This is a genomic window from Wenzhouxiangella sp. YN9, assembly GCF_056324165.1.
Window position 1 is genome coordinate 56,790 of sequence record NZ_JBJNIP010000059.1, and the last position, 13,988, is coordinate 70,777.

Here is a 13,988-nt window from a genome sequence, read left to right on the forward strand (position 1 = left end):
GTTGCTGGTGGTATGGCGCCATGTTGGCGTACAGGCACCCGAACCCCTTGACTTCATTTTGTGGCGTCGTCAGATGCTTCGCACTGACGCTGCTGGTCTGGTCGGCGTCGGTCGGCTGGGTCTGGGCCGTGCAGCAGGGGCCGGTCTTTCGCAGCCTCAGCGTCAACGAGGGCCTGCCGGATCGCTCGGTCGAGGCCATTGTCCAGGACGCTCATGGCTTCATCTGGATTGGCACCCAGGGGGGGCTGGTGCGCCTGGAGGGCGGGCAGATACGCGCGATTCCTGGCGACCCCGAGAACCCCGCGCCGTTGCCGGGCCGCAACATCATGTCGATGATGGCTCACAGCGATGGCTCGATCTGGGCTGGCGTGGAACATCGCGGCCTGACCCAGATCGGGCCGGACCTGGCGCGGCTGACCCATCTGGATACGCGCAGTAATGGCGGGCCCCTGCCTGATGAGCATATCTGGTCACTGGCGGAAGACTGCAGCGGCCGGGTCTGGATGGCGTTCATGCGCGGCGGAGTGGCGGTCTACGACCCCGCCAGCGAACAGCTGCACCACTACCCTCAAGGCCCTGAGGCCGGTCTCAGCCCTGACGGCTTTCAGTTGCACCTGGAAGTCGATTCCAGCTGCCGGGTGTGGCTGGTCCAGACCAGCCAGATCGCCAGTTTCAATACCGAGACCGACCGCTTCGAAACCCGACATACGCCCCGCGAAGGCGTGTTCACCATCTATCTGACCGAAGCGAGGGGCCGCATCTACTTTACCGAAGGCATGCGCTTGTATGACCTGGGCCCCACCACCAGCGCCAACCGTGCACAGCCTCGGGAGCTGGTCGACATTGGCTACGGCATTACCAGCGTAGCGGCTGATCCCAGCGACGAGTATCTGATCATCAGTTCCGTCGGCGGTCTGCACTGGATGGAAGCTGAATCCCCTGATTCGCTGAAGGTCGCCCGTCATCTCCCCGGGCTCACCGACAGCGTACCCTCGAACACCCTCACCAGTCTGCTGGTCGACAATGAAGGCGGCTTGTGGGTGGCCAGCAGCCACAGTGGCGCAAGCTACCTTCCCCCCGGCTTTGATGCCTTTGAAAGGTTTCAGCCCATCCCGGGGGCAACGTCGCCGCTGGCACGCAGCCTCGATCAGGTGATGAGCCTTGCCTGGGATCCCGCGAGAAAGGGCTTCTGGCTGGGTGGCCAGCGTTCGGCGTTCGGGCTTCTCGGAATCGATGGAAAACCGGTGGAATCAGCCGGTCTGCCTGACGATGCCCGGCAGGTGCTGTACCAGACCGCCATCGTCGACCTTGTGCATGAGCCCGACCGCCTTTATCTGGTGGCGCATGAAGCCGTTCTGCGCCTCGAACCCGAGCAACCCGAAGACTATCAAATCGTGGTGCGCCGCGAGAATCCGGGTGCCGGTAGCTACCGTGGCGTGCAGCGCAAGGCAGACGACGAGCTGTGGATCCTGACGCGGGACGCCGGCCTCTGGCGGCACGATGAGAAAAGCGACGAGTCGGAGCAGTTTCATTCCGCCGGCGAGGGGCGTCGGCATCTGCCGCTGGATGCGCCCCGCGACCTGTTCCAGGACGGCCAGGGCCGATGGTGGCTGCTGGGGCCCGACAGCCTGTTTCTGTGGAGCGAGAAGCACGGGTTCAGGGAACAGTCAATCCAGTCGGAACAGCCATTTGTCACCGGGCTCTGGCGGCGCGGGGACCTCTGGCTGGCAACGACTGACGGCCTGCAACAGTGGCGGCCGGAGGCGGACGGATTGCGTCGACAGCGGGTCATTTCATTGCGCGAGCGCGCCCAGCCGGGATACGTCATGGACATTCTGCTTGATCAGCATGACGACCTCTGGATGGTGCGTTCCGGCGGCCTGTCGCGCTATCGCCCGTCCGCAGAGAGCCTGCGCCATTTCTCGCGACACGACGGCCTGGCGGCAGTCGAGTTCGGCAAGGGCGCCTCGGCCCTGCTCGGCGACGGTCGCCTGGCATTTGCCGGCCGGGGCGGCATTGTCCTGGTGGACCCGCAAAGGCTCACTGACGTTGACCAGCCGCCAAGGGTGCATGTCACCGCGCTTGATGACGGCCAGACCAGCTACCGCTTTCATCCCGGCGAAGCGGCTGCGGTTGTGCTCGCACATGACCGTAACCATGTTGACTTCGACTATCTGGCTACCAGCTACCTGGCGCCGGAACGGACTCGCTATCGTGTCCGACTGGAAGGCTGGGACAGCGACTGGCTGCAGCTGGTTGGACAGACTCGCCAGCATTATTCCAATTTGCCTCCGGGGGACTATCGCTTCCGGGTCCAGGCGGCCGCGCCCCAGGGGCCCTGGAGTCCGCAAGGCGCCGGCGTCGAGGTGACGGTGCGCCCGCCTCCGTGGTTGACGCCCTGGGCCATGGGCGGCTATGTGCTTGTAGCACTGATTGTACTGGTCGCGGCCCTGCGAGCGTATCGACGAACGAGCCAGCGTCGGCGCGACATCGAAGAAGCGCGTCAGAAGCGCGCGCAGGCCGAAGAACAGCGACAGATCATCGATCGCCTGAATCGCAGTCTGGAGCCGATGCCCCTGGCCCGCACCATCGCGCAGGAGATTGCCCGGCTGACCTCTGGTCGCCGCGCCTGGCTCGGCTATCTGGACGAGCATCTGCCCCGCGAGCTGATCTGCAGCGACCCGAAGGCCGACCGGCTCACGCGAGAGCAGTGGCGGCGTCGGCTGGACGCCAGCGCAGGCAGCGACGATATGGCCGTGACCCTGCGTGTGGCCGACCGCAAGGTGGCCCGAGTGCTCGTCGAGGCGGCGGCAGACGAGCTGCCCGAAGCCGGCCGGGAGCGTCTGCACTTGCTCGAAGAAATGGCCGGTCAGGTTCTGCACAATGCCCTGCTGCTTCAGCGGGTGCGCACCCTTGCCGAGCGCACCGAGCAGGCAAACCACGCCAAGTCCGAGTTTCTGGCTACCATGAGCCACGAGATTCGCACCCCCCTGCACGGTGTCCTCGGCATGGTCGAGCTGCTCTACGAAACCGAGACCGAGCCGGGTCAGCAGGACATCCTCGATACCCTGCAACAGTCCGGCCTTCAGCTACAGCGAATCATCGACAATGTGCTCGATATCTCGCGCATCGAGGCCGGTCGGCTGAGCTTGAATGCCCAGCCTTTTGATCTGGCGGCGACGCTCGAGCAGTTGATCGACCTGCACGCCGCCAATGCCGCCCGTAAAGGCCTGGATCTGCGCCTGAGAATCGCCGCTGACCTGCCGCTTGCCGCCTGCGGTGACGCCGATCGAATCTCGCAGGTCGCCGGCAATCTGCTCAACAATGCGGTCAAGTTCACCGCGCGGGGCGGCGTTGAGCTCAGCGCCGCACGCGGCAGTGACGGCTGGCTGGTGCTGGTGGTTTCCGACTCGGGCCCCGGCATCAGCCGTGAGGATCGGGAGCGCCTGTTCGAGCCGTTTACTCAGCTCGACGCGTCCATTACCCGCTCTCACAGCGGCTCGGGTCTGGGCCTGGCCATCTGCCGGCGGCTGGTCACCGCCATGGGCGGCAGTCTGGACTTGCTCGAATCCTGCCACGGCGGCAGCCATTTCCGCATTCGTCTGCCGATCCTCCAACCCGAACACGGGCGTGATCACCCACCGCTTTCCCGCCTGCTCGAGGGCTGCCTGGTGGCGGCCAGCGTGACCCCGCCGACGCGGCGTGTTCTCCAGGGCCTGGCTCGGCGCTGGGGCTTCGAGGTCATCGATGCCCGTCGCCGGCTACAGGCGTGCGATCTGTTGCTGATCGATCCGCGCACGCTTGAACAGCCCGGTGCCGTGGAGATTGCTCGCTGGCGGCCGCTGGCAGCCGAACTCGCCTGGCTGCAGTCACCGTTTCCGTCACGATGCGGGTCGGGCACCATGATTCCGGACGATGCCCGGTTCTTGCGCTGGCCGCTGGTGGAAAGCCGATTCATCGGGCTGCTGTTCGATCTGCATATCGGCGCACCTGACGAGACCGCACGGAGCGAGTAAACTGGCTCCAGGCCATCACCCGGGAGGCATGGGTCCATGAAGTGGGTAATCCTGATCATCCTGATCGCGGCGGCATTCTTTGTCGTCACGATCTACAATCGCCTGATTGCCGCGCGCAACCGCTACAAGAACGCGTTTGCCCAGATCGACGTCCAGCTCAACCGGCGCCATGACCTGATTCCCAACCTGGTCGAGGTTGCCAGAAAGTACATGAGCCACGAGCGCGAAACGCTCGAGGCCGTTATCCAGGCCCGTAACGGCGCGCATCAGCAGCTGGGCAGGGCCGCCGCCGACCCTTCTGACCCGGACGCCATGCGCAAGCTCTCCGAGGCCGAGCAGGGGCTCTCGGGCGCGCTGGGCCGGCTGTTTGCGCTGTCGGAGAACTACCCCGACCTCAAGGCCAATCAGAACATGATGCAGCTGTCCGAAGAGCTCACCAGCACCGAAAACAAGGTCGCCTTTGCCCGTCAGGCCTTCAACGACTCGGTCATGAACTACAACACCCTGCGCGAGAGCTTTCCGGCCAACATCATCGCCGGCATGTTCACCTTCAAGCCGGCGGAGTTCCTCGAGATCGACGACCCGCAGAAACGAGAAGCGGTTCAGGTCGACTTTGGATGAGTTCTTGAAGTGTGAAGTGTGAAGTGTGAAGGGGGCCGGATGGGTTCTTGCATGTTTTCGAACGCATGGTGCCGTCCGTTCTGTGGGCGGCTCAAACGAAGTCGTTGCGGTGTGTTTTCTTCACACTTCACACTTCACAGTTAACAGTTAACACTCGAAAACCCGATCGCCATGAACTTCTTCGAGCACCAGGACAGAGCCCGCCGCCAGAGCACCTACCTGGTGGTGATGTTCGCCCTGGCGGTGCTGGCGATCATCGTCGCCGTCGACGCGCTGGTCTTTTTCGCCGTTGGCCCCGATCCGTTCGCCCTGTTCTGGGCGACGCTAGCCACCGGCGGCATCATCCTGGGGGCGAGCACAGTGCGGACTTTGCAGATGCGCGGCGGCGGTGGCGAGGTGGCCCAGTCCCTGGGCGGCACGCGCATCGATGCCTCGCCGTCGGATCCGCTCAGGCAGCGGCTGCGCAACGTGGTCGAGGAAATGGCCATTGCCGCCGGCGTGCCGGTGCCCGAGATCTACGTGCTCGAACACGAGCAGGGCATCAACGCCTTCGCCGCCGGGTTTTCTCCCGCCGACGCGGCAGTCGCGGTTACCCGCGGCACGCTCGAACACCTCGACCGTGACGAGCTGCAGGGCGTCATCGCCCACGAGTTCAGCCATATTCTCAACGGCGACATGCGCCTCAACATCCGCCTCATCGGCTTCCTGTTCGGTATTCTGGTGATCGCCATCATCGGCCGCAAGCTGCTTTTTTCGGCGCGTTATGCCCGCGATAGCCGCAACGCTGCGCCGGCGGTCATGGCCGGCCTGGCCGTCGTCGTGCTCGGCTACGTCGGCCTGTTTTTCGGCCGCTGGATCAAGGCCGCCGTCTCGCGCCAGCGCGAATTCCTGGCTGACGCCTCGGCGGTGCAGTTCACCCGCAATCCCGAGGGTATCGGCAACGCCCTGAAGAAGATCGGCGCGCTGCATGCCGGCTCTTTTCTGAGTACTGACAGCGAAGAGATCGGCCACATGCTGTTTTCACCCGGCATGGGCTACCAGATGTTCGCCACCCATCCGCCGCTGGAGCAGCGCATCAAGGCGATCGATCCCTCCTTCCGGCCCGAAGAGCTCGAGCAAATCGCGCGCCGGCTCGATCGCCACGCCCAGGCGCGCCGGGCCGAAGCCGAAGAGGCCTTGCGGCAGCGTCAGGCCCGCGAGGCGGCCGAGGGAATCGATCCGGCCCGCCTGGTCACCGACCTGGGCGGGCTGGCCGAGCAGATCGGCCAGCCGGGTCTGGAGCAGGCGCTGACCGCAGCCATGGTGGCGGCCGCCATTCCCGCTCCGCTCGAGCGCGCCGCGCATTCTGACGAATGGGCGCAGGAGCTGATCTGCAGCCTGCTGTTGAGCTCCGACGACGAGGTGCGCGAGCACCAGCTGCTGCAGATCGCGCGCAGCCTGGGTGGCGACAGCGAGGCGCAGGTGCGTCAGCTCCGCGCGGTGCTTGTCGATCAGCCGCGCTCGATGCGGCTGCCGCTGGTCACGATGGCTTTTCCCCAGCTTCGCCGTCGGCCCGAGGCCGAACTGCTGGCCTTCATGCGCCTGCTCGAAGCTCTGGCCGAGGCCGACGGCAGGGTAAGCCTTCACGAGTACGCGCTGACCCGGCTGGTCAACGCGATGGTGAGGGATGCCCTGCGCCCGGCGCGATCAGCCGCCGCCGGGCGCCGCAAGCTGGCCTCGCGCAGGCGCGAGGCAACCGAGCTGATGGCGGTACTGGCGCACTACGGCCATCCCGACGACCCAGCCGGCGCCGAATCCGCTTTCGCTGCCGGCATGTCCGAGCTGAGCGGGCAGGTGCCGCCGATGCCGCCGGTTGCGGCCGGGGTGGAGCGCCTCGACGAGCTGCTCGGGCGCCTCGATGAACTGCGGCCCCAGTCGAAGCACGCCCTGGTCGCCGCCCTGCTGTGCTGTGCCGCCGACGACGATCAGGTTGTCGACGACGAACTCGACCTGCTGCGCGTGATCTGCGCCCTGCTGCACGTGCCGCTGCCGCTGATGCAGTAGCCGGTCAATGGGTGCGCTTGCCTACAGCCGTAAACCGCAATCACAGTCGATGCAGCTGGCCCATCAGCTCGAATCCTTCCAGGCGGGTATCGAGGTTGCGGCTCATTGCGATGACCTTGAATTTCTCGCCCATCTCGCCGGGCAGGGTCAGGCGCTTGAGCTCACCGGCAAGCTGCAGGCGGACGGCGTCGTCTTCGGCCTGATCCACGGCTTCATGGGCGCCCAGCGCGAGCAGGAAACCCGCCTGAGTGGTGAAGCCGGCCACTTCCAGCCCGGCTGCGTGGCCGGCGTCGGCCACGGCGGTGAAGTCGACGAAGGCCGACAGGTCGGTCAGGCCGGGCCAGATGAAAGGGTCGAAATGAGCGCGATGGCGATAGTGGCCCACCAGCGTGCCTTCGGCGCGGTCGAGGTGGTAATACTCGGCGCGCGGGTAGCCGTAATCGACAAACAGCACCAGTCCGTGCGCCAGCGACCGGGTGACGGTGTCGACCCAGCCGGGCAGGTCGACGGCGATTTCGCTGGCGTAGCCCACAGGCAGCGGCTGGGAGAGCTGCCGCTGGAGATCACTGATCGCCTGGCCGACCCGCGGTTGCGGTGGGCGATGGGTCCAGCCGAAACGTTCGCCGTCAAAGCTCACGCACTGCTCGAGCGGGCCGTCCGGGCCGATCTCGAATCGGCTCACGGGCAGGGCGTCGATGACTTCGTTGCCGACAATCATGCCCGCAAACGACTCCTCGGGCGGGGCGTCGATCCAGCGCACTCGCTCGCGCAGTTGTTCCGGCAGCTCGGCCAGGGTTTCGCGCTGCACCTCGCGCAGCGGCGCGCTCGGCTCCAGAATCAGATACTCGCGCGGTGGCGAGCGCAATCCAGCGAGCAGGTCACGCGCCAGAGCACCCGAGCCCGGGCCCAGTTCCAGCAGGGTCCAGTCTGCACCGGTTGCGTTTGCAACCTGGTCGCACTGGCGTGCCAGCGCGGCAGAGAACAACCGGCCCTGTTCCGGCGCGGTGACGAAGTCGCCTGCCTGCCCGAACTTGTGCAGTCCGTTGACGTAGTAGCCCAGCCCCGGTTCGTACAATGCCATCGACATGAAGCGATCGAAAGGCATGGGGCCTTCACGCTCGATTTCAGCGATGATCCGGCGGCACAATCGTTCGCTCAGGGCCGCCAGCTCGGCGGGCGGCTCGGGCAACGACAGAGAGGGAGTTCGGGATGACGGCAAGGGTAGAGGCACAGCGTGGACGTGTGGCAATTGTAACCGGCGCAGCGCGCCGTATCGGCGCGGCCATCGCGCGTGAGCTGCATGAACGCGGCCTCGATGTGGTCATCCACTATCGTGATTCAGGCGACGAAGCCCGCGCCCTGCGTGATGAGTTGCTCGAACTCCGGCGTGGGTCAGCCGCCCTGGTGCAGGCCAACCTGGCCGACGACGCGGCGCCGGAACGTATCCGCGATGCGGCCCTGGAAGCGTTCGGACGTTTCGACATCCTCGTCAACAATGCCTCGGCTTTCTATCCGACGCCGTTTGATTCGGCCTCACGGGCGCAGTGGGATGAGCTGATGGCCAGCAATCTGCGCGCGCCGTTTTTCCTGGCCCGGGCCTGTGCAGAAGAGCTGGCGGTGCGCGAAGGCGCGATCGTCAACATGGTCGATATTCACGGCCTGGTGCCGCTGCGCAACCACCCGATCTACAGCCAGGCCAAGGCCGGCCTGATCGCTCAGACGCGCTCGCTGGCGCGTGAGATGGCGCCGGCAGTGCGCGTCAATGGGGTGGCGCCCGGCGCCATTCTGTGGCCGGAAAATGAGCTGTCGCCGGAGGCCGGCCGGGAGATCCTCGAGCGCGTGCCGCTGGGGCGCCAGGGCCGCCCCGAAGACATCGCCGGTGCCGTCGCCTTTCTCGCCCTCGACGCCCCCTACATCACCGGCCAGATCCTCGCTGTCGACGGCGGGCGGCTGCTGAACATGTAACTTGCCTGGACAAGCTCCTGCTGGGTGGGACGATCTCAGGGCCACCGCGATCAGAAACGCATCAGCCTCTACTTCAACAGCCGGGCAACGTCGCGAAAGCGCGGGTGCTTGGCGTCGCCCATGAGCTCGAACAGCGCCATTTCGACGTTGCTCAGGTGCACGCCGGCGGTTGCCATGCGGCGCAGGGCGATGTCGCGGTTGAACGCCGAGCGCGACGAGATCGCGTCGGCGATGACGTGCACCTCGTAGTTTTCAACGCGCAGGGCGGCCGCGGTCTGCCAGACGCAGACGTGGGCCTCGATGCCGGCCAGCAGAATGCGGTTGCGTCCGGAGTCGCGGATGGCCTGGCGCAGCTGCGCGTCGCCCCAGCAGCCAAAGCTGCTCTTGGCACCGGGCGTGAATTCATCCAGCTTTTCGGCCAGCTCGGGCACGGTCGGGCCCAGCTTGTCGGGCAACTGCTCGGCCCAGACAACGGGAATATCGAGAATCCGGCAGGCCTCGACCAGAATGCCCTGCTGGCGGATCATCGCCTCGGATTCGTGCATGATCCGCGCGAGTTTGCCCTGAACATCGACGAGCAGGAGCAGGGCGTTTTCGGGAGTGGGGTGGTCGATAAGAGGTTGCTTCATATCCTGTATGTCTGCGGGTGCCGGGCTGAATTATCAATGGCCAGGAATCAATGACCCAACAAGAATCAATGATCCAATAATGGTCAAAACGCGCCGGCGGTGGCTGTATCTTCCGTCGGGGGGGGGTGATCATTGCATCAATGAAAATTGTCTGGTCATTGAGAATTGGTGATTGACAGCTCCATGCGCTGCAAGGTGCGATCGCCCTCGAACGCTTCCCAGTGCTCGGCAAAGGTCTGGCCCGTTTCCGGGTGCTCGACTTCCGGGGCGAGGTCGGCCAGGGGTTTGAGGACGTGTGCGTATTTGAGGATTTCGCCGCGCGGCAGCGTCAGGCCGTCGAAATCCCCGACCTTGTCGTCGTGCAGCAGAATGTCGATATCCAGCCTGCGGTCGGAAAACTTCGGCTGGCTGCGGTCGCGGCCGTAGGCGTCCTCCAGCTCGGTCAGCCAGCGCTTGAGCGCGGTCGGCGAGAGCCGGGTTTCGATGCGTGCCGCGCAGTTGAGGAAATCCGCTCCGGAAAAGCCGACGGCGGCCGAGCGGTACACCGGCGAGATCGCAGTGGCGGCAAAGTTGCGGTAAAGCTCGCGAACGCCGGCGCGGATGTTGGCCTCGGCGTCGCGGTTCGAGCCCAGGCCCAGATACACGATGCTCATGGTTGTCGCCCCCGCTCGATGCGTATGCCGACCGACTTCGAACCCCTGACCGCGCCCGGCTTGTCGAGTTCGAGGCGCAGCCACTCGACCGGAAACTCGGCCAGCACGATTTCCGCACAGCGCTCGGCCAGGGTCTCGACAAGCTGGAAGCTGCTCGATTCGACAAAGCCGATCAGCCGCTTGGCCACCGCCTTGTAGTCGAGCGCATCGTCGATCCGGTCGGTCGCGGCCGCCTTGCGATTGTCGCTGCTCATTTCCAGATTGAGCCGCACCGTCTGGCGAATCTTGCGCTCCCAGTCGTAGATGCCGATGACGGTCTCGATGTCGAGATCCTTGATGAAGACGATGTCCATGGGAATTAGTGTGAAGTGTTCAGTGTGAAGTGTGAAGTGTTCAGTGTGAAGTGTTCAGTGTGAAGTGTTAATAAAACAAGTGGTTATAGCCCATCATCTGCCATCTAGCACCTAGCACCTAGCACCTAGCACCAGCCCCTAAACACAGGCACCCACCTCCGAGCACCCCCCACTTCACACTTCACACTTCACACTTCACACTTCCCCAGTTGCTCGATCGACCACCTCGGCTTGACTGCGATGATCCCGTCTCTCGTCGCCTCCCCCCGCCGATACCACCCGGCGTGGGCAATCATGGCGCCGTTGTCGGTGCACAGCTTCAGCGACGGATAATACACCTGCCCGGGCATGCGCCGCTGGAGTTCGGCGCGCAGGCGGGTGTTGGCGCTGACGCCGCCGGCGATCACCAGACGCTGCATGCGCGTATGCTTCAGCGCCCGCTGGCACTTGATGGCCAGAGTCTCGGCCACGGCCTGCTCGAAGCCAGCGGCGACGTCGGCAAAGTCTTCCGGCTGCAGGCGGGCAGCCAGCTCACGGGTGTGCGTCTTGAGCCCCGAAAAACTGAAATCCAGGCCGGGGCGGTTGACCATCGGTCGGGGAAAGTCGAAGCGATCCGGATTGCCATCTGCGGCCAGGCGGGCCACTTCCGGCCCGCCCGGATACCCCAGGCCCAGCAGGCGTGCAGTCTTGTCGAAGGCCTCGCCGGCGGCGTCGTCAAGGGTTTCGCCGAGCAGGCGATAGTCGCCGAAGCGCTCGACGGCGACCAGCATGGTGTGCCCGCCGGAGACCAGCAGGGCGATAAAAGGAAACTCCGGCGCCGGCTCTTCCAGCAGGGGCGAGAGCAGGTGGCCCTCCATGTGGTGGACGGCAATTGCGGGTACATCCAGCGCTGCAGCCAGCGCCACTCCGGTGGCCGCGCCCACCAGCAGCGCGCCGGCCAGGCCCGGGCCGGCGGTGTAGGCCACCGCGTCAAGCGCAGCGGCAGGCATGCGTTCGCGGTCGAGCAGCTCGCGGATCATGCCGGGCAGCTTGCGGATATGGTCGCGCGAGGCCAGCTCCGGCACCACGCCGCCGTAAGCGGCATGGTCGGCCTGGGTGTAGACCAGGTCGCCAATCAAGCCGCGAGAGCCGCTGTAGAGGGCTACCCCGGTTTCGTCGCATGACGTTTCGATGCCAATAATGTTTTGCACGTTGGGGGGTTGCCGGCTTATAATGGTCAGCTTTCCACAAGTTATGGACAGAGGATTTTAATGCCCAATGTAAAGGTCAAGGAAAATGAGCCCTTCGAGTACGCCCTGCGTCGCTTCAAGCGCTCCTGCGAGAAAGCCGGCGTGGTGTCCGAAGCGCGCCGCCGCGAGTTCTACGAAAAGCCCACGCAGGAACGCAAGCGCAAGAAGGCTGCAGCCGTCAAGCGCCACCTGCGCAAGATCTCGCGTGAGCGCGTGAACCGCAAGCGGCTCTACTGAGTCCATTGTAAGCAACTTCTCGGCAAAGCGGGCCGGTCATGTCGCTGAAAACACAGATCAACGATGACGTCAAGCAGGCGATGCGTTCCGGCGAAAAGGAACGCCTCAAGACCCTGCGCATGGTGACCGCTGCGATCAAGCAGCGCGAGGTCGACGAGCGCGCCGAGCCTGACGACACGCAGGTTCTGGCCCTGATCGAGAAGATGATCAAGCAGCGTCGGGAATCGGCCGCGCAATACCGCGCGGGTGATCGCCCCGACCTGGCTGAGGTCGAAGAGGCCGAGATCCGGATTCTCGAGCCTTATCTGCCCGAGCAGCTTTCCGACGAAGAGCTGGCCGGGATTGTCGATGCCACCATCGCCGAGGCCGGGGCCACCGGAATGAGTGCCATGGGCCAGGTCATGGGCCTGCTCAAGCCCCGCGTGCAGGGTCGCGCGGACATGGGCGAGGTCTCCAGGCTGGTGCGCTCGCGACTGGCAGGCTGAGCGCGGCGCTGCCGTGGCCGGCCGGATCCCCGAAGAATTCATCGAATCCCTGCTGGAGCGGACCGATATCGTCGAGATTGTCGGTGCCCGCGTTGATCTCAAGCCCGCCGGGCGCGGCGAGCACAAGGCCCTTTGCCCCTTTCACGACGAGAAGACGCCGTCTTTTACGGTCAGCGCCAACAAGCAGTTCTACCACTGTTTCGGCTGCGGCGCGCACGGTTCGGCCATCGGTTTCATGATGCAGCACGACGGCCTGGAGTTTCCGGCCGCGATCGAGGAGCTGGCGCACATTGCCGGCCTCGAAGTGCCCCGTGAGGGCGGTCATGTTCCGGTCAAGAAAAACGATCGTCTGTATCAGGCGCTGAATCAGGCGCAGGCCTGGTTTCGCCGCCAGCTCGGGCACAGCGAGCCGGCGCGCCACTATCTGAAATCACGCGGTTTCGACAAGGCCAGCGTGGATGAATTCGGCATCGGCTACGCGCCGGATGCCTGGCAGGCTCTGGCCGACTTTCTCATCAGCGAGGGGTTCGGGCCGCAGGAGCTCGAGGAGGCCGGTCTGGTGACCCGCCGTGACGGCCGCGTGACCGACAAGTTTCGCGACCGCGTGATGTTCCCGATCCACGACCGCCGCGGCCGCGTGATTGCCTTTGGTGGTCGCAGCCTGGGCGAGCGCGGGCCAAAGTACATGAACTCGCCCGAGACCCCGGTCTTTCACAAGGGCCGTGAACTCTACCGGCTGTTCCAGGTGCGCCGCGGCGGTCTGCCGTCGCGTATTCTGGTGGTCGAGGGCTACATGGATGCCGCCGCGCTGTTCCAGTTCGGCTTCGACAACGCCGTTGCCACCCTGGGTACCTCGGTGACATCCGAGCACATGAGCCTGCTGTTTCGCGCCTCCCCGGTGGTAGTGTTCTGTTTTGACGGCGACCGGGCCGGGCGCCAGGCAGCCTGGCGCGGCCTGGAAGCAGCGCTGCCCGAACTCAAATCCAACCGTGAGGTGCGATTTCTGTTCCTGCCCGAGGGCGAAGACCCGGATTCGCTGCTGCGCAGCCGCGGAACGGATACCATGGCGCGGTTACTTGATGAGGCGCGGCCGCTGTCGACGTTCTTTTTCGACCACCTGGCCGAGCCGCTGGACATGACAAGCATTGACGGTCGCGCGCGCCTGGTGGCGCTGGCCGAGCCTTATCTGGCCAAGCTGCCGTCGGGCGCTTTTGCCGATATGATGCGCGACGAGCTGGTTCGCCGGGCAGGCCACGGCGGGCGCATTCAGCCTGAGCCGCCGGTACCGCCGCAGGCCCCGGGCGCGGGCAGCGGCTCGAATGATCGACCGCTGACGCCGGTGCAGTACGCCGTGGCCCTGATTGTGCACCGTCCGAGCCTGGCCGCCGAGGTTGAAAAAGAGGCGTTGGCCGGGCCGGCGACGCCGCGCGGAGTGGAATTTCTGCGCGAATTGATTGACTTTTGCCGTCACAAGCCCCAGTTTTCTACGGCTATGCTTCTGGAGGCTTGGCGAGATCGTCGAGAAGCACCCTGGATGGCCCGTCTGGCGGCCCGGGATGTGCGTGGCGTGATCGCCGATCCGGATGAAATGTCGATGGCGCTGGCGCAAACTCTAGCCAGAATACGTCGTCAAATGATACAGACACGAATACGAGAGCTTCAGCAGGCCCAACTGAATGAAGGGGGGCTCGATGAAGACCAGACCAGCGAGCTGCGCCGGCTGCTGATTGAGCGCACCCAAGACAGATGAATCATGA

At 65.0% G+C, this 13,988-nt stretch carries 12 protein-coding genes; 7 read left to right on the plus strand and 5 right to left on the minus strand.

Translation table 11 applies throughout. The annotated features are described in order from the left end of the window. Positions 1-47: 47 nt before the first annotated feature. The 3 genes from ACEWQ0_RS02850 (at position 48) to ACEWQ0_RS02860 (ending at position 6,680) form a co-directional block, all read left to right on the plus strand. On the plus strand, positions 48-4,016 hold the full coding sequence (locus ACEWQ0_RS02850; RefSeq protein ID WP_476484420.1) for a sensor histidine kinase: 3,969 nt from the start codon (positions 48-50) through the stop codon (positions 4,014-4,016). A 36-nt stretch (positions 4,017-4,052) separates the two neighbouring features. Continuing rightward, positions 4,053-4,637, plus strand: coding sequence for a LemA family protein (locus ACEWQ0_RS02855; protein ID WP_476482679.1), 585 nt, complete (start codon positions 4,053-4,055; stop codon positions 4,635-4,637). Positions 4,638-4,808: 171 nt separating this feature from the next. Further along, positions 4,809-6,680 carry a M48 family metallopeptidase gene (locus tag ACEWQ0_RS02860; protein WP_476484421.1) on the plus strand — a complete coding sequence of 624 codons (1,872 nt, stop codon included), beginning with the start codon at positions 4,809-4,811 and terminating at the stop codon, positions 6,678-6,680. A 40-nt stretch (positions 6,681-6,720) separates the two neighbouring features. Here ACEWQ0_RS02860 and ACEWQ0_RS02865 read toward each other — a convergent pair whose 3' ends face one another. Beyond that, on the minus strand, positions 6,721-7,869 hold the full coding sequence (locus ACEWQ0_RS02865; RefSeq protein WP_476482681.1) for a class I SAM-dependent methyltransferase: 1,149 nt from the start codon (positions 7,867-7,869) through the stop codon (positions 6,721-6,723). Between the two features lie 20 nt (positions 7,870-7,889). Here ACEWQ0_RS02865 and ACEWQ0_RS02870 point away from each other — a divergent pair, with 20 nt between their 5' ends. Further along, entirely contained in the window at positions 7,890-8,645 is a 756-nt protein-coding gene (locus tag ACEWQ0_RS02870) for a pteridine reductase (protein ID WP_476484422.1), read from the plus strand. A 68-nt stretch (positions 8,646-8,713) separates the two neighbouring features. Here the strand turns inward: ACEWQ0_RS02870 and ACEWQ0_RS02875 are convergent, their stop codons facing one another. From ACEWQ0_RS02875 to tsaD, 4 genes are all read right to left on the minus strand, one after another. Further along, a complete protein-coding gene (locus ACEWQ0_RS02875; protein WP_476482683.1) occupies positions 8,714-9,274 on the minus strand; it encodes a hydrolase in 561 nt (186 codons plus the stop codon). A 155-nt stretch (positions 9,275-9,429) separates the two neighbouring features. Further along, positions 9,430-9,927: a 2-amino-4-hydroxy-6-hydroxymethyldihydropteridine diphosphokinase gene (gene folK, locus ACEWQ0_RS02880; protein ID WP_476482684.1), complete on the minus strand. Its 498-nt coding sequence runs from the start codon at positions 9,925-9,927 to the stop codon at positions 9,430-9,432. Further along, complete coding sequence (gene folB, locus ACEWQ0_RS02885; RefSeq protein ID WP_476482685.1) at positions 9,924-10,280, minus strand: dihydroneopterin aldolase; 357 nt, start codon at positions 10,278-10,280, stop codon at positions 9,924-9,926. Before folB ends, folK begins: the two co-directional genes overlap by 4 nt. A 188-nt stretch (positions 10,281-10,468) precedes the next feature. After that, positions 10,469-11,470 (minus strand): tRNA (adenosine(37)-N6)-threonylcarbamoyltransferase complex transferase subunit TsaD, encoded by a 1,002-nt coding sequence (gene tsaD / locus ACEWQ0_RS02890; RefSeq protein WP_476482686.1) that lies wholly within the window; start codon positions 11,468-11,470, stop codon positions 10,469-10,471. Positions 11,471-11,530: 60 nt separating this feature from the next. Between tsaD and rpsU the strand changes: the two genes are divergently transcribed. The 3 genes from rpsU to dnaG are packed head-to-tail and all read left to right on the plus strand — an operon-like array spanning position 11,531 to position 13,981. Beyond that, positions 11,531-11,746: a 30S ribosomal protein S21 gene (gene rpsU, locus ACEWQ0_RS02895; RefSeq protein WP_476482687.1), complete on the plus strand. Its 216-nt coding sequence runs from the start codon at positions 11,531-11,533 to the stop codon at positions 11,744-11,746. A gap of 38 nt (positions 11,747-11,784) precedes the next feature. Then, positions 11,785-12,231 carry a GatB/YqeY domain-containing protein gene (locus ACEWQ0_RS02900; RefSeq protein ID WP_476484423.1) on the plus strand — a complete coding sequence of 149 codons (447 nt, stop codon included), beginning with the start codon at positions 11,785-11,787 and terminating at the stop codon, positions 12,229-12,231. Positions 12,232-12,244: 13 nt separating this feature from the next. Beyond that, positions 12,245-13,981, plus strand: a complete 1,737-nt coding sequence (gene dnaG / locus ACEWQ0_RS02905) for a DNA primase (protein WP_476484424.1) — start codon at positions 12,245-12,247, stop codon at positions 13,979-13,981. Positions 13,982-13,988 lie beyond the last annotated feature (7 nt).

Bases quoted from the DNA above. Each gene is read 5' to 3' on its own strand.
- rpsU (WP_476482687.1), top strand. From the start codon at position 11,531: ATGCCCAATGTAAAGGTCAAGGAAAATGAGCCCTTCGAGTACGCCCTG.
- ACEWQ0_RS02860 (WP_476484421.1), top strand. From the start codon at position 4,809: ATGAACTTCTTCGAGCACCAGGACAGAGCCCGCCGCCAGAGCACCTAC.
- ACEWQ0_RS02900 (WP_476484423.1), top strand. From the start codon at position 11,785: ATGTCGCTGAAAACACAGATCAACGATGACGTCAAGCAGGCGATGCGT.
- ACEWQ0_RS02875 (WP_476482683.1), bottom strand. From the start codon at position 9,274: ATGAAGCAACCTCTTATCGACCACCCCACTCCCGAAAACGCCCTGCTC.
- folK (WP_476482684.1), bottom strand. From the start codon at position 9,927: ATGAGCATCGTGTATCTGGGCCTGGGCTCGAACCGCGACGCCGAGGCC.
- ACEWQ0_RS02855 (WP_476482679.1), top strand. From the start codon at position 4,053: ATGAAGTGGGTAATCCTGATCATCCTGATCGCGGCGGCATTCTTTGTC.
- ACEWQ0_RS02870 (WP_476484422.1), top strand. From the start codon at position 7,890: ATGACGGCAAGGGTAGAGGCACAGCGTGGACGTGTGGCAATTGTAACC.
- folB (WP_476482685.1), bottom strand. From the start codon at position 10,280: ATGGACATCGTCTTCATCAAGGATCTCGACATCGAGACCGTCATCGGC.